20 protein-coding genes are annotated in these 18,477 nt (G+C 74.1%); 10 read left to right on the top strand and 10 right to left on the bottom strand.

The window, feature by feature from the left end; all coding sequences use genetic code 11:
• Window positions 1-105: 105 nt before the first annotated feature.
• The gene (locus Pdca_RS36035; protein WP_085914234.1) at window positions 106-1,128 is read right to left on the bottom strand and encodes an SDR family NAD(P)-dependent oxidoreductase; all 1,023 of its coding nucleotides are present in this window, start codon (window positions 1,126-1,128) and stop codon (window positions 106-108) included.
• A gap of 229 nt (window positions 1,129-1,357) precedes the next feature.
• Here Pdca_RS36035 and Pdca_RS11205 point away from each other — a divergent pair, with 229 nt between their 5' ends.
• Window positions 1,358-2,173: a sigma-70 family RNA polymerase sigma factor gene (locus Pdca_RS11205; RefSeq protein ID WP_085914235.1), complete on the top strand. Its 816-nt coding sequence runs from the start codon at window positions 1,358-1,360 to the stop codon at window positions 2,171-2,173.
• A gap of 186 nt (window positions 2,174-2,359) precedes the next feature.
• On the opposite strand, the gene Pdca_RS11200 is transcribed toward Pdca_RS11205, so the two are convergent.
• Window positions 2,360-2,938, bottom strand: a complete 579-nt coding sequence (locus Pdca_RS11200) for a type 1 glutamine amidotransferase domain-containing protein (RefSeq protein ID WP_085914236.1) — start codon at window positions 2,936-2,938, stop codon at window positions 2,360-2,362.
• A gap of 168 nt (window positions 2,939-3,106) precedes the next feature.
• Here Pdca_RS11200 and Pdca_RS11195 point away from each other — a divergent pair, with 168 nt between their 5' ends.
• Both Pdca_RS11195 and Pdca_RS11190 read left to right on the top strand, forming a co-directional pair.
• Window positions 3,107-3,601 (top strand): winged helix-turn-helix transcriptional regulator, encoded by a 495-nt coding sequence (locus Pdca_RS11195; RefSeq protein ID WP_085914237.1) that lies wholly within the window; start codon window positions 3,107-3,109, stop codon window positions 3,599-3,601.
• On the top strand, window positions 3,598-4,125 hold the full coding sequence (locus Pdca_RS11190; RefSeq protein ID WP_085914238.1) for a PaaI family thioesterase: 528 nt from the start codon (window positions 3,598-3,600) through the stop codon (window positions 4,123-4,125). Before Pdca_RS11195 ends, Pdca_RS11190 begins: the two co-directional genes overlap by 4 nt.
• Window positions 4,126-4,132: 7 nt before the next feature.
• On the opposite strand, the gene Pdca_RS11185 is transcribed toward Pdca_RS11190, so the two are convergent.
• Together Pdca_RS11185 and Pdca_RS11180 are read right to left on the bottom strand one after the other, a co-directional pair.
• A complete protein-coding gene (locus Pdca_RS11185) occupies window positions 4,133-4,726 on the bottom strand; it encodes a hypothetical protein (protein ID WP_085914239.1) in 594 nt (197 codons plus the stop codon).
• A gap of 177 nt (window positions 4,727-4,903) precedes the next feature.
• Window positions 4,904-6,238, bottom strand: coding sequence for an MSMEG_0569 family flavin-dependent oxidoreductase (locus tag Pdca_RS11180; protein ID WP_085914270.1), 1,335 nt, complete (start codon window positions 6,236-6,238; stop codon window positions 4,904-4,906).
• Window positions 6,239-6,511: 273 nt separating this feature from the next.
• Between Pdca_RS11180 and Pdca_RS11175 the strand changes: the two genes are divergently transcribed.
• From Pdca_RS11175 to Pdca_RS11150, 6 genes are all read left to right on the top strand, one after another.
• Window positions 6,512-7,030, top strand: a complete 519-nt coding sequence (locus Pdca_RS11175; RefSeq protein WP_085914240.1) for an MSMEG_0572/Sll0783 family nitrogen starvation response protein — start codon at window positions 6,512-6,514, stop codon at window positions 7,028-7,030.
• 79 nt (window positions 7,031-7,109) lie between these two features.
• Window positions 7,110-8,264 (top strand): MSMEG_0568 family radical SAM protein, encoded by a 1,155-nt coding sequence (locus Pdca_RS11170; protein ID WP_232021519.1) that lies wholly within the window; start codon window positions 7,110-7,112, stop codon window positions 8,262-8,264.
• Window positions 8,265-8,267: 3 nt separating this feature from the next.
• Window positions 8,268-9,746 carry an MSMEG_0567/sll0787 family protein gene (locus tag Pdca_RS11165; RefSeq protein ID WP_232021518.1) on the top strand — a complete coding sequence of 493 codons (1,479 nt, stop codon included), beginning with the start codon at window positions 8,268-8,270 and terminating at the stop codon, window positions 9,744-9,746.
• Complete coding sequence (locus Pdca_RS11160; protein WP_232021517.1) at window positions 9,743-10,600, top strand: carbon-nitrogen hydrolase family protein; 858 nt, start codon at window positions 9,743-9,745, stop codon at window positions 10,598-10,600. Before Pdca_RS11165 ends, Pdca_RS11160 begins: the two co-directional genes overlap by 4 nt.
• 3 nt (window positions 10,601-10,603) lie before the next feature.
• A complete protein-coding gene (locus Pdca_RS11155) occupies window positions 10,604-11,440 on the top strand; it encodes a carbon-nitrogen hydrolase family protein (protein ID WP_232021516.1) in 837 nt (278 codons plus the stop codon).
• A complete protein-coding gene (locus Pdca_RS11150) occupies window positions 11,433-12,548 on the top strand; it encodes an MSMEG_0565 family glycosyltransferase (RefSeq protein WP_232021515.1) in 1,116 nt (371 codons plus the stop codon). The genes Pdca_RS11155 and Pdca_RS11150 overlap by 8 nt, the downstream gene beginning before the upstream one ends.
• Here Pdca_RS11150 and Pdca_RS35465 read toward each other — a convergent pair.
• Entirely contained in the window at window positions 12,517-12,681 is a 165-nt protein-coding gene (locus Pdca_RS35465; RefSeq protein ID WP_166665933.1) for a hypothetical protein, read from the bottom strand. The two genes, Pdca_RS11150 and Pdca_RS35465, sit on opposite strands and share 32 nt — an antisense overlap.
• A 238-nt stretch (window positions 12,682-12,919) precedes the next feature.
• Here Pdca_RS35465 and Pdca_RS11145 point away from each other — a divergent pair, with 238 nt between their 5' ends.
• Complete coding sequence (locus tag Pdca_RS11145; protein ID WP_085914241.1) at window positions 12,920-13,105, top strand: hypothetical protein; 186 nt, start codon at window positions 12,920-12,922, stop codon at window positions 13,103-13,105.
• 615 nt (window positions 13,106-13,720) lie between these two features.
• On the opposite strand, the gene Pdca_RS11140 is transcribed toward Pdca_RS11145, so the two are convergent.
• The 5 genes from Pdca_RS11140 to Pdca_RS11120 form a co-directional block, all read right to left on the bottom strand.
• Entirely contained in the window at window positions 13,721-14,938 is a 1,218-nt protein-coding gene (locus Pdca_RS11140; protein ID WP_232021514.1) for a PucR family transcriptional regulator, read from the bottom strand.
• A 20-nt stretch (window positions 14,939-14,958) separates the two neighbouring features.
• Window positions 14,959-15,150 (bottom strand): ferredoxin, encoded by a 192-nt coding sequence (locus Pdca_RS11135; RefSeq protein ID WP_085914243.1) that lies wholly within the window; start codon window positions 15,148-15,150, stop codon window positions 14,959-14,961.
• Between the two features lies 1 nt (window position 15,151).
• The gene (locus tag Pdca_RS11130; protein ID WP_085914244.1) at window positions 15,152-16,564 is read right to left on the bottom strand and encodes a fatty acid desaturase; all 1,413 of its coding nucleotides are present in this window, start codon (window positions 16,562-16,564) and stop codon (window positions 15,152-15,154) included.
• 164 nt (window positions 16,565-16,728) lie between these two features.
• Complete coding sequence (locus Pdca_RS11125) at window positions 16,729-17,544, bottom strand: ABC transporter permease (RefSeq protein ID WP_197719969.1); 816 nt, start codon at window positions 17,542-17,544, stop codon at window positions 16,729-16,731.
• Complete coding sequence (locus Pdca_RS11120) at window positions 17,541-18,473, bottom strand: ABC transporter ATP-binding protein (RefSeq protein ID WP_085914246.1); 933 nt, start codon at window positions 18,471-18,473, stop codon at window positions 17,541-17,543. Before Pdca_RS11120 ends, Pdca_RS11125 begins: the two co-directional genes overlap by 4 nt.
• Window positions 18,474-18,477: the final 4 nt, after the last annotated feature.

Raw genomic sequence — 18,477 nt, 5'->3', positions numbered from 1 at the left:
ACAGTCGGGGCGGTCGCGACCTTGGTCACGCCTGTCCGAATCGACCGCTCCGCGCTGCGACGAACAGGGGCGTACTCATCACTCCGGACGGAGCATCGGCGCCGGTCAGCCGGCGGACTGCCGCGCCGTGACCGACTCCCGGACCACGGGCTGGACCGGACGCGGGCCGGACGGCACGGGCTGCGCCGGGAGACCGGGACTCCCCGGCGACGGGAAGCTGGACCGGCGCTGCGCCGGAAAGCCGAGCCTCCCCGGCGACGGAAGGCCCGGCCCGCGCTGCGCCGGCCGGTGCAGCGGGGCCAGCGCCGGACGGGACGGCAGCTCGGGCAGGACCGGCGGCGCCGCGACGTGCAGCGACCGAACCGGCGGCAGCGAGTTCCGGAACGGCGTCGGCACCGGCGACGGCCGGGTCTGCTCCCGCACCGCGCCACCGACCGGCCCACGGGCACAGTCGGGCAGCAGCCGGGCGGCGAGCCGCAGCGCCGCACGCCGCGACTCCCGGCATCCGGCCAGCACCCGGCGAGCCCGGCCCGGCCCCGACACCGTCCGGCCGCGGGCGAGATCGGCGAGCGAGCGCCGGACCACCATCTGCGGATCGGGCGCCCCCGGCCGCACGGCGACGGTGGTGATCGGCACACCGGTGGCGCGCAGGACGTCCAGATCGGGCAGCAGCCCTCCCCCGTCGCCGTCGCTGTCCACCAGCAGGATCCCGGCGCTCCGGGGTCCGATCACCGGCACCGCCGGATGCCCGATCACCGGATGCCCGGTCACCGGCCCGGCCATCACCGGGACGGCCGCGCGGATCAATCGCTGCACGGCACGCGAGTACGGCTGCACCGCGACGACAGGCCCCCGGGGCGTGCACCGGGTGGCCAGCACCAGCACCCGCACCGGGAGATGCGGGTCGGCGATCCGCCGCTCGACGACGGCCAGCCCGGCGGGCTCGGTCAGGTCGGCCGCCAGGATGTCGACGATGGCGCCGGTCGCCCGGCCGATCCGCTCGGCCGCGGCGGCGAGCCGGTCGGTGTCCCGGGCGACCAGCACGATCGAGTACCCGCGCTCGGCGAGCTCGCGGGCGTAGGCCTCGCCGAGCCCGCGGCTGCCCCCGGCGATCAGTGCTGTCGGCATAGCGGTGACGGTAGATCGGGGCCGCTGTGGCGCCACTGAGAACGATCATCGACGAAGCCGGGGCCGCCGGTGACCGGTTGCCCCGGCCGCCGGGTTCCGGATACGGTGCACGATCCGGTCGCACTACAAGCCGCTTGCGACGTGCACGCTCGGGCGCGACCGGAACCGGCGATCCGTTCAACCACGCAGCGGACCCCGCACCAGCCATCGGCGAACGCGAGGGACCCAGATGCGCACAGCGACTCGACCTACCCCGACCGCCGGGACGGCCCGCGACGGCCGAGGCGGCTACGACCACCTGATCCCCCAGCTCGAGCAGCTCGCCTGCTCGACCGAGGACTCCGACACCCGGCGCGACCTGCGCGACCACGTGATCCGGGAGCTCCGGCCACTGGTCCGTAACCTCTCCCGGCGGTTCGCCCCGGGCGGGCGCGGCATCGAGGACGTCGAGCAGGCCGGGATGCTCGGCCTGGTCAAGGCGGTCGACCGGTACGACCCCGCCGCGGCGAGCGGTGGCCCGCTGGGCTTCTTCGTGCCCAGCATCCGCGGCGAGATGAAGCGCTACCTGCGCGACCACTCGTGGTCGGTGCGGGTGCCACGCGACCTCAAGGAACTCGCCGTCCGGGTGCAGCGCACCGCGGACACCCTGGGCCAGGATCTGGGCCGGGCGCCGCGCCCGTCCGAGCTGGCGCGCGAGCTCGGCGTCGGAGTGGACGAGATCGTCGACGCGCTCGGCGCGCTCGACTCGCACCGGGCCCGCTCGCTGGACGCCCCCACCGGGGACGGCTCCGAGTCCGGTGACGGCCTCCCGCTCGGCGAGCAGTTGGGCGGCCTCGATCCCGGTCTCGAGATGGCCGCGCACCGCGGGGAGATGAACGCGCTGATCCGCGAGCTGCCCGAGCGGGAGCGGACGATCCTGATGATGCGGTTCTACGGCGACCGCACCCAGTCCTCGATCGCCGCCGAGATGGGGATCTCCCAGATGCACGTGTCCCGGCTGCTGAGCCGGACCCTGGCCGGCCTGCGCGAGGCCCTCTCCGGGTGAGCCCCGGCCGCCCGCTCCGGGCGATCCGCGCAGCTCGCCCGACCCGCGCAGCTCGCCCGATCCACGCACCCGCTCGATCCACGTGGTCCGCACACCCGTTCACCACGCCACACACCCCGTGCAACAGGTGTGCGGCGCAGCGAAGGGGTGAGCGGCGCAGCGGCGCGCGGTGTGCGGCCGCGGAGCTCAGGCGGTCGCGCCGGCCGGGTGCACCGGGTGGCGTCCCTCCGCGAACTCCTCGATCAGCTTCGCGCAGAACGCGTCGAGGTCGTCCGGGTTGCGGCTGGTGACCAGGCCCTCGTCGCAGACCACCTGCTCGTCGACGACGGTGGCACCGGCGTTGCGCAGGTCGGTGCGGATGCTGGGGTACGAGGTCAGGGTCCGACCACGGACGACGTCGGCCTCGACCAGCGTCCACGGACCGTGGCAGATCGCGCCGACCGGCTTGCCCGCGGCGAAGAAGGCCTGCACGAACGCGACCGCAGCCGGATCGGCGCGCAGGTTGTCCGGATTGACCGTGCCGCCGGGCAGTACCAGCGCGTCGTAGTCGTCGGCGGAGGTGTCCGCGACGGCCCGATCCACCTCGACCAGCTCGGCCGGGTTGATGTCGGCGTTCATCGACCGGATCGGGTCGGTGGACAGCGAGACGAGGTCCACCCGGGCTCCGGCCCGGCGCAGCTCGTCGCGAGGCTGGACGAGCTCGACCAGCTCCACGCCGTCGGTGGCCAGGATCGCGACCGTCCGGCCCTCGAGTTCGTTCGTCACCGTGGGGTCCTCCTCGGCGGGTCGATGTGTGTTCCCTCCCCGGCTTCCCGTTGCGCGCCGGTCCAATCATCGGATCCCGATCCGGTGTCCGTGGCAGTCCCGGTCGCCGGCCGGGCCCGTCGCGGGTTATCGTCCACCTGAGTAGCTGATCGATACCCAGGAGCCGGAATGGATGCGCAGCGGACCGCCGCGGGCCAGGCCTGCTCGGTGGCGCGCACGATGGCACTGCTGTCCGACCCGTGGGCGGTGCTGATCGTGCGGGACGTGGGGCGCGGCATCCACCGGTTCGACGAGCTGGCCCGGAGCCTCGGCGTCGCCCGCACGGTGCTCAGCCGCCGGCTGTCCGCCCTGGTCGAGTCGGGGATCGTCGAACGGGCCGGTTACCGCGAGCCCGGGTCACGGACCCGCCCGGAGTACCACCTGACCCGACGCGGCCGGGATCTCGGCGTCGTCCTCGCGGCGATGATGGACTTCGGCGACCGGCACCTGGCCGGCCCGGAGGGCCCGCCCGTGGTGCGCCGGCACGCGGGCTGCGGCGCACCGGTACGGCTGGTCGGCGTCTGCGCCGAGGGTCACCGGCTCGGTGCCGGCGACCGCGTGCTGCTCGAACCGGGCCCCGGCGCCGCGCCGGGATCACCCGCACCCGATCTGGAGGAACGATGACGGCGCACACCACCGACGGCACCGACACCACCGGGAGCACCCGCCGGCGCGAGCACGAGTGGTCCGACCCGGCGGCGCTGGCCGCGGCCGCCACCGAGCTCGACGGCCTGGAGTTCCTGCGCCGCATCGCCGACGGCCGACTGCCCGGTGCTCCGATCGGCAGCCTCGTCGGCTTCCGCCCGGTGTCCGCGGAACCGGGACGGGTGGTCTTCGAGTTCGAGCCCGCCGAGCACCAGTACAACCCGATCGGCTCGGTGCACGGCGGCGTCTACGCCACCCTGCTCGACTCGGCGTGCGGCTGCGCGGTGCACTCCACGCTGCCCGCCGGGACCGGCTACACCAGCCTCGACCTGTCGGTGCGCTTCCTGCGCCGGATCACCGTCGACACCGGCACGGTGACCTGCACCGGGCACGTCGTGCACGCCGGGCGGCGGACCGCGCTCGCCCGGGCCGAGCTGACCGACGCCGGCGGAAAACTGCTGGGCGAGGCCACGTCGAGCTGCATGATCCTGCCCGGACCCTGATCCCGGCTCAGCGACCGGCCCCGCCGGCGACCCCGGCCGGGACGGCGGGCCCCTGCTCCGCCGCCACGCCGCTCTCCGACGCCCGCAGCGCGGCCTCGACACAGGTCGCGACCCGGACCACGCCGGACGTCTCGGTGTCCACCCCGTAGAGCGCGGGCCCCGACAGGTCCGGGGAGAGGGCGCGGGCGTCGTCGGTGACGGCAGCGAAACCGTGCCGGCCGTACACCCAGACCGCCCGGTCACCGTCGCGCTCGGCCAGCTCGTCGCCGGCGACCGGTGCCGACAGGAACAGCAGCTCCCCGTCGACGACGGCGAAACGCTGCTCCGCCACGACCGCCCCGGCGGGCAGCGTGCCGGCGAGGGCGTCGAAGTCGGTGCCCCGCGCCGGGGTGCAGGCCCGCAGCGCGGCACCGGGATCATCGGCGGCGAGCCGGGTGAACTCCTGCAGCGCGGTGTCCGGGCGGTCGTCGGAGTGCGCCTCCCCCGGGCCGACGAGCGCACCGACCCCCACCACGAGCGCGGTGAGCAGTCCGGCACCGGCCAGCAGTACGCCCGCACACCAGGCCGCGGTCCTCAGGACCAGCGACCCGGTTCCACCCATGGCCTGCACGTTAGCCGCTCCCGGCCGCTCCGGCGGCGCGGAAAGCAAACGGTTACCCGGCGGTGACTCCGCAGGGGTGATTCGCTCGCCCGGTCGGGGGTGACCCTTTGCCACCACGCGTCCTACCGGCTATCGGATCTTGTCCGGGCAACCGGAGGCGCGCCCGGCCGGATCCACTCAGGACCCCAGCGCCAGCACGTTGCAGACGTCGCCGCGGCCGCCGGTGGTGACCAGCCCGCGCTGCGAGCGGATCCGCTCGGCGAGGTACCCGGCGTCCTGCCCGACCCCGGAGAACCGGCCCGAGCCCCACGTCCACTGCCACGGCAGGCCGAGGAAGAACAGGCCGGGCACCGAGGTGGAGCCCCGGGTGTGCACGGGCGTCCCGCGGCCGGTGAAGACCGGCACGTCGATCCAGCCGAAGTCCTGCCGGAACCCGATGCACCACACCACCGAGGTGATCCCGCTGCCGTCCAGCTCGAGCTCGACGGTCTCGGGTCCGGGCTGCCAGACCGGGGCGTAACGCTCCCCCGGCGGCGCCTCGATCCCCTGGCGCTCGATGTGCGCGTCGATCGTGTCCTTGATGGACTCGCTGACCTGGTCGGCGTGGTCCAGAGCGGCCTTCAGGCCCGGCCGGAAGTGCATCGTGCCGGCGGCGTGGTCGGCGAGCGGCCCGTAGAGCCGCATCCCCTCGGCGGCGAACCGGCGCAGGTCGATGTCGCGGCCGCCGTCCCGGCCGGTGACGTAGTGGTTCGCCTGGGCGCGCACGGCCTCCCGGCGCGGATGCTCGGTGACCGGCATCCGGTAGTAGCCCATCTCGTCGAGCCAGTCGGTCACGTCCCGGCCCCGGTGGAAACGCGCCACCCGCGGCGCGTTCCCGACCGCCAGGTGCACCCGCCTGCCCTCCAGGTGCAGGTCCTCGGCGATCTGCGCCCCGGACTGCCCGGATCCGACGACGAGCACCTCACCCGGCGGCAGCCCGGCTCCGCTGCGGTAGTCCTGTGACTGCACCTGGGTGATCCCCGGCGGCAGCGGCTCGGTCAGCGGCGGGGTGACCGGGGTGTGATAGCCGCCGGTGGCGACGACGACCTGGTCCGCGGTGCAGGTCCCGGCGCTGGTCTCCAGCGTGAACGTGCCGCGCTCGTCGCGGGTCAGCCGGGTGACCGAGACGCCCTCGCGCAGCGGCGGATCGACGAAGGCCCGGTAGGCCTCCAGGTAGGAGACGATCTCCTCGCGCACCATGAACCCGTGCGGGTCGTCCCCGGCATACGGGAAGTCCGGCAGGTCGCACTGCCAGTTCGGGGTGACCAGGCAGAACGTGTCCCAGCGGTGCCGCTTCCACGACGAGGCGACCACGTCGCGCTCCAGCACCAGATGGTCGATGCCGCGGACGTCGAGGCAGCGGCTCATCGCCAGCCCCGCCTGACCGCCACCGACGACGATCACCGGCCGGTGCTCACCGTCCAGATCGGACGGCGGCACCGGCCGCGCGTCCCTGTGCACCACCGCGGTCATCGGCACCCCTCGCTCACGTCGTCGCACTCGCCTGCAGCGACACCACGGTCGACCCGAGACATTGCGGAATCGTGTCGACCGGACTACCGAAACATTTCCCCGTGTTACGCAACGAGGCCGTCACACAACGCTGATCCGGAATCGTCGACGTAGTCCGCCGACAACATTTCGGAAACGTCGCACTGGTGTCGTTGTCGCTGCCGGATCTCCCTACTCCCGGCATTCCCGCGAACCATACGCCGATCCCCGTCACATCATCGAGGAGCCGAGAACATGACCAGTGCCGAGCTGTCCGACGTCGAGAAGAAGAGCCTCGAGGAGATCCCGCACCCCTCGCTGCCCGAGGGTTCCAGCATCTACGGCGGCACCAAGGTCTTCCCCGACCTGCAGGCCGAGGACGGCGAGACCTACTTCACCCTGGTGCACGGCATCGCGCACGAGTCGTCGGTGAGCTTCGTGGCCGTGCTGCAGGCGACCCGCGCACTGCGCAAGGGTTTCGAGTCCGCGATGTACTTCTACGGACCGGGTTCGCTGAACTGTCTGGCCACCCGTGGGTTCCCGACCACCGGGACGTCCGCGTTCCCCGGCGAGCACAACATCAACGACCAGCTGAAGACGTTCCTCGCCGAAGGCGGAAAGGTCTACTGCTGCCGTTTCGGGCTCTCGCTGCACGGCGCCCGCGAGGAGGACCTCATCGAGGGCGTGATCCCGACCCACCCGCTCGACGTCCAGGACGCGCTCATCCACTACGCCCGCAAGGGCGCGATCATCAACTCGACCTACCAGCTCTGATCCTCGCGGGCGGTTGCCGCGGCACCGGCCGCGGCAACCGCTCCCGAGCGCTCACCGCCCGCCCCTGGAGGTCCGCCGCATGTCCGCTCCGTCGTCCCACGACACCGATCTCGGCCTGCAGGCCCGCGCCGAGATGGCCGTCCGCGGGGTCGCGATCGATCCCGATCCGGCACCCGCCGGGCGCCCCGGCGTCACCGATCTCGGGTCGTCGATCCCGCTGCGCCGCCCCGGTGGCGCAGGCCCGTCGGCCGACGGGCACGTGCTCGTCGACGGCCTGAAGACCACCGTCCCGATCGTGGCGGACTCCCCCTACCGGCTGCGCGACGGACGGCTGGTCCGCAGCGGGGCCGGCGGCGGGGTCACCGACATGGGCGTCGCCGTCGAGACCGTCGCCCGGCCCGCGTTCTACGACCTGCGCACCGCCGACGGCGTCTCCTACGAGCAGATCGCCCGGCTGCACGGCAACGACGTGCTGGCCTCCACCGTCGTCCAGACCTGCGTGCGCTACGGCGAGAACGACCGGTGCCGGTTCTGCGCCATCGAGCAGTCGCTGCGCACCGGCGCCACCACCGCCGTCAAGACCCCCGAGCAGCTCGCCGAGGTCGCCGAGGCCGCCGTCCGGCTCGACGGGATCCGGCAGATGGTGCTCACCACCGGCACCTCCAACGGCCGCGACCGCGGCGCCCGGCACCTGGTCCGCTGCGTGCGCGCGATCCGGGCGGCGGTGCCCGGGCTGCCGATACAGGTGCAGTGCGAGCCGCCGGCACCCGACGACCTGGCCGTGCTCACCGACCTGCACGAGGCCGGGGCGGACGCGCTCGGGATCCACGTCGAGTCGCTCGACGACGACGTCCGGCGCCGCTGGATGCCCGGCAAGGCGACCGTGCCGCTGGCGCAGTACCGGCTCGCCTGGGACGAGGCGGTGCGGGTGTTCGGCCCGAACACGGTCTCGACCTACCTGATCGTCGGACTCGGCGAGGATCCGGACGAACTGGTGGCGGACGCGGCCGGATTGATCGCCCGCGGCGTCTACCCGTTCGTCGTCCCCTACCGCCCGATCCCCGGCACCCTCGCGTTCGACGACGGCGTGCCCGGCCCGGATCCGGCGCTGCTCGCCGACGTGACCGCCCGGGTCGCCGCCGAGCTGCGCGCCTCCGGGATGCGCGGCTCCGACCAGGCCGCCGGCTGCGCGGCCTGCGGGGCGTGCAGCGCACTGTCGGCAGCGGGGGGCTGAGCCGTGAGCACGATCGATCCCGGCCATCTCACCCGCACCTCCCGCTGGGTCGCCGACGAGCTGCTGGGCGGCCGCCCCGCACACCGGGCGTGCCCCCCGGACCTGACGATCGTCGAGTCCCGCGCGGCCGACGGCGACGACCGGCCGGTCACCGCGTACCGGCGGCTGCGCCGTGCGGTGTTCTGCCAGGAGCAAGGGCTGTTCCCGGACTCAGCGACCGCCGATCTCGACGAGCACGACGCCGATCCGCGGGCCGTGGTGCTGCTCGCCCACGACGCCGCCGGTGAGCTGCTCGGCGGCGTCCGGCTCGGGCCGGCCGACCCGGGCGGCCCGGACATCGGCTGGTGGACCGGCAGCCGGCTGGTCGTCGCTCCGGGCGCGCGGACCCGCGCCGGGGTCCGGGTCGGCGCCGCACTGATCCGCGCCGCCTGCGCCCGCGCCGAGGCGGCCGGGGCACTGCGGTTCGACGCCGACGTGCAGACCCGCAACGCCGCCCTGTTCACCCGGCTCGGCTGGGAACGGGTGCAGCACACCGAGGTCGCCGGCGTCGCGCATCTGCGGATGCGGTGGCCGATCACCCGGGTCCGGGCACTCGCGACCGCGACCAAGGCCCCGCTCGGGGCGCTGCTCGGCGCGCTCGGCCCGGCCGGTTTCGTCGGTGACGACGGCGCCCCGGTCCCCGGCACCGACCTGGTCGCCTGCTGCGACGCGATCGTCCCGGCGATGGTCGAGCGCGACCCGGAGTGGGCGGGCTGGGCCGGGGTGCTGGTCAACGTCAACGATCTCGCCGCGATGGGTGCTGCCCCGGTCGGGCTGCTCGACGCGCTCGGCGCCCGGGACGCGTCGTTCGCGCACCGGGTGCTGTCCGGGGTGCGTGCCGCCGCCGACGCCTACGGTGTCCCACTGCTCGGCGGGCACACCCAGCTCGATGTGCCCGCCGCGCTGTCGCTGACCGCGCTCGGCCGCACCGCGCATCCGGTACCCGGCGGCGGTGGACGCCCCGGGCACCGGATCCGGCTCACCACCGACCTCGGTGGCGGCTGGCGTCCCGGCTACGGCGGCCGCCAGTGGGACTCGACGACGACCCGGCGCCGGGCCGAGCTGTCGGCGATGGTCGGGGCGATCGGCCCCGCCGCGGCGCACCGCCCGGCCGCGGCCAAGGACGTCTCGATGGCCGGCATCGCCGGGACGCTCGGCATGCTCGCCGAGGCGTCCGGGACCGGTGCGGTTCTCGACGTCGCCGCGGTACCGCGCCCGGACGGCGCCACCGTCGGCGACTGGTTCACCTGCTTCCCCGGGTTCGGCCTGCTCACCGCGGACGATCCGGGTGCCCCGGCGCCGCAGGCGGGCCCGGCCGTGTCGGCGGTCTGCGGCGAGCTGGTCGGCGGGGAGGGTGTCCGGCTGCGCTGGCCGGACGGCGCCCTGACCGACGCGGCCCCCGGGCCGATCACCGGGATGGGTACCGCGGGGGTGGCCCGATGACCGCGACGACGTTCGCCGCCGCCGCCCAGGGTTTCGTGCGCGACCTGGAGGAGGACTTCGTCCGGGTCGCCACCACCATCGCCGAGGCCCGGTCCCGGGGGGTGGCGCTTCTCGCGCTGCCCGAGGCCGCGCTCGGCGGCTATCTGACCTCGCTGCACGGCGAGGTCGCCGACGGCCCGCCCCGGCTCGACCCGGACGGGCCCGAGATCCGGCGGCTCGCCGCACTGGCCGGGGACATGGTCGTGACCGCCGGGTACTGCGAGGCCGGTGACACCGCGTCCGGCGGACTGCCCTACAACAGCTGCGTCGCCGTCACCGGGGACGGGGTGCTGGGCAATCACCGCAAGGTGCACCAGCCGCTCGACGAGAACGCCTCTTACGCGGCAGGCGACCGGTTCGCCGCGTTCGACACGCCGGTCGGCCGGATCGGGATGATGATCTGCTACGACAAGGCGTTCCCGGAGGCGGCCCGGGCGCTCGCGATGGACGGGGCCAGGACCGTGGTGTGCATGTCGGCGTGGCCTGCGTCGCGCACGAACCGGGCGGCGGTGCTCGCCGAGGACCGCTGGGCGCGCCGGTTCGACCTGCACGACCGGGCCAGGGCGCTGGAGAACCAGATCGTGTGGGTGTCGGCGAACCAGGCCGGTACCTTCGGCGACATGCGTCTCGTCGGCTCCGCGAAGATCGTCGATCCGGGTGGTGAGGTGCTCGCCACCACCGGATCGGAGGCCGGGCTGGCCGTGGCGTCGATCGGCGTCGACGAGGCCGTCGACGCCGCCCGCCGCTACATGAGCCACCTGCGGGACCGCAGGCCGGACGCCTACGGGCCCCGGCCCGTCGTCGCGGGGGTGTGACGGGTGCGGATCGCCGCGGCCGCGGCCAACTTCACCCGGGACGTGGCGTTCGATCTCGAACGGATCGGGGTGATCATCGCGCACGCCCGCGACGCCGGGGTCTCAGTGCTGGCGCTGCCCGACGGGGCGCTCGGCGGCTACCTCGACGACCTACGCGTGCCCGATCCCGCCCCGGCCGACGGCGGCTCGCTGCCACCCGCGCTCGACCCGGACGGCCCCGAGGTGCGCGCGGTCGCCGAGCTGGCCCGGGAGATGGTCGTCTGCCTGGGGTTCTGCGAGGCCGGCGCGGACGGCGAGCGCTACAACGCAGCGGTCTGCCTCACCGGTGACGGGGTGCTCGGGCGGCATCGCAAGGTGCACCATCCCTCAGGGCTCGCCGCGCTGTTCACCCCTGGCGACGGGTTCACCGCGTTCGACACCCCGGTCGGCCGGATGGGCATGCTGATCGACCACGACAAGACGTTCCCGGAGGCGGCCCGCTCGCTGGCCCTCGACGGGGCCGAGCTGATCGCCTGCCTGTCGGCGTGGCCGACCTCGCTGACCAACCGCGCCCCGCGGATGGCACAGGACCGCCAGGCCCGGCTGTTCGACCTCTATGACCAGGCCAGAGCAGGGGAGAACCAGGTATTGCTGCTGTCGGCGAACCAGAGCGGGCGCAACGGGTCGCTGCACTTCCTGGGCCGGGCGAAGGTCGTCGGGCCGGGCGGGGAGATCCTGGCCCGGACCTGGTCGAAGGGCGGTCTCGCGGTCGCCGACGTCGACCCGGGTGGTCTGATCGGCGCGGCCCGCGCCGTGCTGCACCACCTGAAGGAACGCCGACCCGATCTCTACCGTGGCTGATCCACTGCGGGTGCGGCTCTCGACGTACTCGACCAAGCCACGTGGTGGGGTGGTGCACACCCTGGCGCTGGCCGAGGCGCTGGCCGCCGCCGGGCACGACGTCACCGTGTACTCGCTCGCCCGGGGCGGCGACACCGGCTTCTTCCGGCGGGTCGATCCGCGGGTGCGGGTGCACCTGGTGCCGGTGCCCGATCTCGACGGCGAGCCGGTCGGCGCCCGGATCCTGCGCTCGATCGACCTGCTCGCCGGAGCGTTGGCGCAGGCGCCGGACGCCGGGATCCGGCATGCACAGGACTGCCTGTCCGCCAACGCCGAGGGCCGCGCCCACGGCTACCGCTCACTGCTGCGGACCGTGCACCACGTCGACGAGTTCAGCACCCCGGAGCTGGTCGCCTGCCACGAGCGCGCGATCGTCTCGCCGGCCGCGCTGGTCTGCGTGTCCCGGGCGGTCGCCGCCGAGGTCGAGGCCGGCTGGGGCCGGCACGCCACCGTGATCGGCAACGGGGTCGACGCGGCCCGCTTCGCCGCCGCCGACGGGTCGCCCTGGCGGGATCGGTTCGGCCGCTACGTGCTCTCGGTCGGCGGGATCGAGCCGCGCAAGGGCACCGCGGACCTGATCGCCGCGATGGCGCTGCTGCCGGGGCTGCGGCTGGTGATCGGCGGCGGCGAGACCCTGTTCGACTACCGCGACTACCGGGCTTCGGTGCTGGCCGAGGCGGCTCGGCTGGGTGTGACACCGGAGATCCTCGGCCCGGTCGACGACGACGACCTGCCCGGCTTGATGGCGGGCGCGGCCGCGTTCGCGTTCCCGTCGGTCAAGGAGGGTTTCGGGCTCGCCGCGATGGAGGCCCTCGCGGCCGGGGTACCGCTGGTGACCCGGGACCTGCCGGTGCTGCGCGAGGTGTTCGGCCCGGCCGCCCGGTTCGCCGCCGACCCGGCAGGGTTCGCGGCCGAGCTCGGCGCGGCCGTCGCCGGAGAGGACCCGGTGCGCGAGCGCGCCGGCCGGGAACTGGCCGACCGGCACTCGTGGACGGCGGCGGCCGACCGGCACGTCCGGCTGTACCGGGAGTTCGCTGCTACCGGATCTGCTTGTTCGAGCGCCCCTTGATCGCGCCGTAGGCGACGGTCCCCAGGAACGCCACCCCGGCCAGGACGGTCAGCCACACCAGTCCCTCGATGATCACACCGAGCAGGGCGAAGACCAGATAGACAGCGACGAGAAATCCGACGATCTTCCACATACCGGTCAACGCTACGGGGTCGAACGCTGTGATCGCCCGCCGGAAGCCCGGCTCCCCCGCCCGGCTCTGCCCGGCCCGCCCGGCCTTGCTCGGCCCGCCCGGCTTGCTCGGCCCGCCCGGTCTTGCTCGGCCCGGACCGCTTCGGGCGGTTTCGACCGGTTCCGGTTCCGACGTGATCCGGGCCACGTCGATCCGGTAACCTGTCCGTAACACGTCGCCGTGTTCCGGAGGTGCCGCGATGTCCGAGCCGAAGCGGTCCGCCGCCGTCGTCCCGCTGTGCCGGGCGATCCGCCGCGAGGACCTCCCGGGCGTGCACTGCCCGCACTGCGCAGCGCCCGACCCGCGCCGTGGGCCCGCCGTCATCCTGTCGTTGCCGGTCGAGTGCCTGATCAGCGACGACGACCTGCTCGCCGGAGAGCTCTGAGCCCTCCCGGCTCCCGACTGCTCCCGACTCCCGGCGGCTCCCGGCTCCCGGCCGGGCATGATCACGGATCGGGAACCGGATCGGTCGCCTACCGGCGATATCGGTTCCCGATCCGTGATCATGGTCGTCCGCGACCTGCTCTCCGCGCCCCGGACTGCCGAACCTGCCCGCGAACGGGCCCCGGGCCGTCATGATCCCGAATCCGGAACCGAGACGATCGCTGAGCGAACGTTTCGGTTCCGAAGACGAGATCACCGCCCGGCAGCCCGCCGGCCCCGCCCCGGGACGCCGGGGCAGGTTCGGCCGAGCCGTCACAGCAAGCCCTGGCGGGGCCGGAGCAAGCCGGACGGGTCGTGCGCTCGGGGCCGAGCAAAGCCGATTCGCGCCGCACCGAGACCGAGACCCACCCGAGCCGGGGCCCCACACACGCCGTCCCACCCGAGCCGGGGCCTCACACCCGAGCCGGCGCCGACACACCCCGGCCCGCCCGAGCCGGGTCCGACACTTCCCGCGCCGCCCGAGCCGACACCCACGCTGCCCACGCTGCCCGAGCCGACGCCCACGCTGCCCGCGCTACCCGAGCCGACACCCACACACCCCACCGCGCCCGAGCCCTCACCCCTCCCCCCGCAGCACCACGCGCCCCAGCACCCGGCAGGCCAGCAGCGCGACCTCGACGTCCACCCGTCCGTCCGCGAGCGGCCGGCCCCGCGCCTGCTCGGCCCGCCGCAGCCGGTACTGCACGGAGTTGCGGTGCAGGTGCAGCTCCGCGGCCGCACCGGCCAGGCTCCCGCCGGAGCGGAGATAGGCGTCGACGGTGTCGCGGAGCCGTTCGTGCGCCTCGTCGTCGAGGGCGAGATCGCCCAGCACCTCCTGCACCCACGACGCCAGCAGTTCGACGTCGCCGCCGAGCAGGATCAGCGGCCCGAGCGCGGCGGCCGCGGTCACCGGGCGGCGGTCCACCGGATCGGCGGCCGTCACGACCGCCTGCGCCTGCCGGGCCCTGCGGTGCGAGCGGCGGAACCCGTCGAGTTCGCGCTCCGGGGTGCCGAGCGCGACGAACACCTCGTCCGGATCAGGGATCTCGACGGCGGGATCGAGCGGCCCCGCGAACCACACCCACAGCGTCGCCCCGTCCGGCGCGACCACCAGCGGGGCCCGCCCGCCACCGAGAGCCTCGCCGACGACCGCGACCGCCCGCTCCAGTGCCCGGCCGGGATCGGCCGCGTCCGACCAGAAGACCGCCGCCAGATGGTCGCCGGTGACCGGATGCCCCAGTACCCGCTCCACCTCGGTTGCGGTCCCGCCCCGGCCGGCGAGCACCGCGTCGACCATCGCGAGGCGGGCCGCGTCCCGCCGGCGCACCCAGCCGTCCCGCTCGGCCTGGTGCACCGCGACCATCGCCTCGGAGATCCGGTCGACATAGCCGAACGCCACCGTCGACAGCTCCCCGACGGCGGCCACGATGTCCCCGGTGCCGAGCCCGGCCGCCTCGATCCGGGAGATCAGCTCCCGCTGGAACGCGGCCTGCCCGAGCCGGTAGGCGCGCAGCACCACGGTCACCGGGACGCCCTGCTGGGCCAGCCGGCGGGCGAACTCGGTGGCGGCCGGCGGGACCGGCGCGTCGTCCGGGTCGCCGCCGCCGGTGAGCACCGCCAGCGCACCCTCCAGTGAGCCCTCGATGGTGCCGACGAGCAGCTCCCGGGATCGCGGGTCCCGGCCCAGGTCGGGCAGCCCGGCATCGATCTCGGTGAGGACGTGCGCGGCGAGCGCTCCGACGTCGTCCCGGACGGTGCCCGCGAGCCGGGCCAGGGTGTCGGTGACCGGTGTCACGGGCGGCACCGTAGCGGAGCTCAATCCTCCAGGCGCAGCGCCCTGGCCGGGCAGGCCTGCACCGCGGCGTGCACGTGCTCACGATCGGATTCCGGCGGGTGCTCGTCATGCACGACGACGACGTCGTCGGTCCCGATCTCGAAGTAGCCGTCGGCCATGGCCTCGCACATCCCGTAGCCCTCGCAGGAGCCGATGTCGGCGACGATCCGCATCTCAGACCCCCTCGCGGTCGAGGGCGACGAAGTCGACCTTGTCGCGGACCCCGCAGTCGGGGCAGGTCCAGTCGTCCGGGATCTCCGACCAGGCGGTGCCGGCCGGGAACCCCTCGGCCTCGTTGCCCGCGGCGACCTCGTAGGTGTAGCCGCAGCCGGGGCAGCGCGCGGCGGTGACGCCGTCGACCTGCTTCTGCCGGGCCTGGTCGGTCTCCTCCTGCGGGACCTCGTCGGCCGGCGGCGGGTACGCGGCGAGCAGCTTCTCCCGCTTCGCCGGGTGCACGTTCGCCAGCCGCAGGTCACCGTCGTAGTGCGCGAGCACCAGCGGGTCCATCACCCGGCGGAACACCGGCGGCACGATGGCGGCCAGCATCATCCCGGTGTAGCCGGTCGGCAACACCGGAGCCTCCGGGAAGTCGCGCAGCGTCTGGAACCGGCGGGTCGGGTTCGCGTGGTGGTCGGAGTGCCGCTGCAGGTGGTAGAGCAGCACGTTGGTGGCGATGTTGTTCGAGTTCCAGGAGTGCGCCGGGGTGACCCGCTCGAAGCGGCGGCGGTCGGCCGGGCCGACCTTCTGGCGCAGCATCCCGTAGTGCTCCATGTAGTTGACCAGCTCCAGCAGCGTCAGCCCGAACACGGCCTGGATCAGCAGGTAGGGCAGCACACCCCAGCCGAACAGCGCGATCAGCGCGCCCCACAGCACCAGCGACATCAGCCAGGAGTTGAGGACGTCGTTCCCGATCCGGAACGGGTGCCGGTCCCGGCGGGCGTAGCGCTTGCGCTCCAGCCGCCAGGCGCTGGCCAGGGAACCGAACACGGTGCGCGGCCAGAACCGGTAGAAGCTCTCGCCCATCCGGGCCGAGGCCGGGTCCTCCGGGGTGGAGACCCGCACGTGGTGGCCGCGGTTGTGCTCGACGTAGAAGTGGCCGTAGAAGCACGGTGCGAGCGCGATCTTCGCAGCCCAGCGCTCGACGTCCTCCCGCTTGTGGCCCAGCTCGTGCGCGGTGTTGATCGCGACGCCGGAGACGGTGCCGAGGGTGATCGCGAGTCCGATGTTGCCGATCGTCGGTGCGCCGGCGGTCGCGATATACCAGATCCCGGTGATCAGGCCCGCGTACTGGACCGGCAGGTAGGCGTAGGTGACCCAGCGGTAGTACCGGTCCTCCTCCAGCTCGGCCATGATCTCGTCCGGCGGGTTCGTCGGGTCCTTGCCCGCGACCAGGTCGATCGCCGGGACGATCACCAGGACGACGACCGGGCCGAGCCACAGCACCGCCGACAGGCCGGTCAGCTGGTGCAGGCCGATCGCGAGGAACGGCAGGATCGGGACGACCAGGCCCAGCAGCCAGGCGTAGCGCTTACCGTCCTGCCAGCTGTATTTCCCGTCCACCGGTTCTGCCAGCGGGTAGGTCTTCACGGCTGCTCTCCCTCGCGTCGGCTCTGACGGACGCCGACGACGGTAGGGAGATCGCGGTCACGTTCCTTCGGTCCCGGGAACGAAGCTGTGCGCCGCCTTCGGTCCCGGTGCACAAAGGCCGGGGCCGGCCGTCCCCCTCGTGACGGCCGGCCCCGGCTCGGCGCTCACTCCCAGCGGAACCAGCGGGCCGCCCCGATCGCGCCGACGAGCGCGACGATCACCAGCCCGAGCACCGACCCGAGCTGCGGCGGCACCCCCCGCCAGGCGGTGCCCAGCATCTCCACCGTCGCACCGAACGGCAGCACCTTCCCGATTTCCTTGAGCGATCCGGGCAGGGCGTTCGGGTCGCCGAACATCCCGCCGAGTGCACCGGTCCCCAGGAAGATCACCAGACCGCCGGCGATCACCGCGTTCGTCGTCGGTGCCAGCGCGGCGAGCAACGCCCCGAGGGAGAAGAACGCGACGGTCGCCAGCAGCAGACCGCCCACGGCTGCCCACGGCGACGCGGGCAGCCCGGCGTCGAACGCCAGCACCGCGACCACCAGCGCCAGCCCGATCCCGACCAGCACCTGGGCGAGTCCGACGACGATCTGGGCCACCAGCACCGGTACCGGGCCCGCCGGGGTGACGCCGAGCCTGCGCAGCACCCCGGTGCGCCGGTAGGAGGCCAGGAAGCTCGGCACGTTCACGATGCCGACCAGGCCCAGCACGGTTGCCGCTGCGACCGGGATGCCCACGGCCTCCAGCGGGGTCCGCCCGTCGAGCGCCTCCGGTGGGATGTCCGGCATGGTCAGCCCGATCATCGTGAGGATCAGCAGCGGCAGCGCGAACGGGACGATCAGCCCGGAGGTGTCCCGGGCGACCATCCGCGCCTCGGCGCCGATCAGCGCGGTCCATCCTGCGAGCGGCGTCCCGGCCGGCCGGGTCGCAGGGGGCCCGGCCGTCGCAGGGGTTGCAGGGGTCGTTCGGGTCGTGTTCACACCAGCACCTCCGTGTCCCGGCCGGTCTCCAACCGGCGCCCGGTCAGTTCCAGGAAGGCGTCGTCCAGGCTCGGCCGCTCCTCCCGCAGTCCGGTGGCGACGACGCCCTGGCGCACCAGCTCGGCCCCGACCGGCCCGAGCAGGTCGCCGGTCCCGGCGACGGTGATCTCCTCCCCGATCCGCTGCACCTCGCCGACCCCGGGCAGGGCGCACAGTGCGGCCCGGTCGTACCCCCCGGCCGTCCGGAACCGCACCCGCTGCGCCAGCCCGGCCTTCTCCACCAGTCCGGCCGGTGTCGAGTCGGCGACCACCCGGCCTGCGTCGAGCAGCAGCACCCGGTCGCAGAGCCGCTCGATCTCGTCGGTCCGGTGCGTCACCAACAGCACCGTGACGCCGTCGGCGGCGAGATCGCGCACCACCTCCAGGATCCCGTCCCGCGACCGCGGATCGAGCCCCGTGGTCAGTTCGTCGAGGATCATCACCCGCGGTTCGCCGACCAGCGCCAACGCCACCGACAGCCGCTGCTGCTGGCCGCCGGAGAGCCGATCGAACCGGGTCCCGGCCTGCTCGGTCAGGCCGACCGCGGCGAGCAGCTCCTCGGGATCGCGGCCGGTGCGGTGCAGGGCGCGGTGCAACCGGAGCAGCTCGACGGCGGTGAGCATGTCGTGCAGCGCGGCCTCCTGCAGCTGCACACCGAGCACCGCACGCACCGCGCCCCGATCCCGCCACGGGTCGAGCCCGAGCACCCGGACGGTGCCGCGGTCCGGCCGGCGCAGCCCGGCGACGCACTCGACGGTGGTGGTCTTCCCGGCCCCGTTCGGCCCGAGCACCCCGGTCACCGATCCGACCCGGACGGTGAAGCCGACGTCGTCGACCGCCACCCGGTCCTTGTAGCGCTTGTGCAGGTCCTGCACTTCGATCGCGTCCATGGCA

This window comes from Pseudonocardia autotrophica, assembly GCF_003945385.1.
In the GTDB taxonomy this organism is placed as follows: Bacteria; Actinomycetota; Actinomycetes; order Mycobacteriales; family Pseudonocardiaceae; genus Pseudonocardia; species Pseudonocardia autotrophica.
This window is presented reverse-complemented; position numbering and strand designations above follow the sequence as displayed.

Coding starts and splice junctions, on each gene's coding strand:
- Pdca_RS11190 (WP_085914238.1), top strand. CDS start 3,598: ATGACGGCGCACACCACCGACGGCACCGACACCACCGGGAGCACCCGC.
- Pdca_RS11180 (WP_085914270.1), bottom strand. CDS start 6,238: ATGACCGCGGTGGTGCACAGGGACGCGCGGCCGGTGCCGCCGTCCGAT.
- Pdca_RS36035 (WP_085914234.1), bottom strand. CDS start 1,128: ATGCCGACAGCACTGATCGCCGGGGGCAGCCGCGGGCTCGGCGAGGCC.
- Pdca_RS11205 (WP_085914235.1), top strand. CDS start 1,358: ATGCGCACAGCGACTCGACCTACCCCGACCGCCGGGACGGCCCGCGAC.
- Pdca_RS11175 (WP_085914240.1), top strand. CDS start 6,512: ATGACCAGTGCCGAGCTGTCCGACGTCGAGAAGAAGAGCCTCGAGGAG.
- Pdca_RS35465 (WP_166665933.1), bottom strand. CDS start 12,681: ATGTGGAAGATCGTCGGATTTCTCGTCGCTGTCTATCTGGTCTTCGCC.
- Pdca_RS11160 (WP_232021517.1), top strand. CDS start 9,743: ATGACCGCGACGACGTTCGCCGCCGCCGCCCAGGGTTTCGTGCGCGAC.
- Pdca_RS11185 (WP_085914239.1), bottom strand. CDS start 4,726: ATGGGTGGAACCGGGTCGCTGGTCCTGAGGACCGCGGCCTGGTGTGCG.
- Pdca_RS11135 (WP_085914243.1), bottom strand. CDS start 15,150: ATGCGGATCGTCGCCGACATCGGCTCCTGCGAGGGCTACGGGATGTGC.
- Pdca_RS11145 (WP_085914241.1), top strand. CDS start 12,920: ATGTCCGAGCCGAAGCGGTCCGCCGCCGTCGTCCCGCTGTGCCGGGCG.
- Pdca_RS11120 (WP_085914246.1), bottom strand. CDS start 18,473: ATGGACGCGATCGAAGTGCAGGACCTGCACAAGCGCTACAAGGACCGG.
- Pdca_RS11195 (WP_085914237.1), top strand. CDS start 3,107: ATGGATGCGCAGCGGACCGCCGCGGGCCAGGCCTGCTCGGTGGCGCGC.
- Pdca_RS11170 (WP_232021519.1), top strand. CDS start 7,110: ATGTCCGCTCCGTCGTCCCACGACACCGATCTCGGCCTGCAGGCCCGC.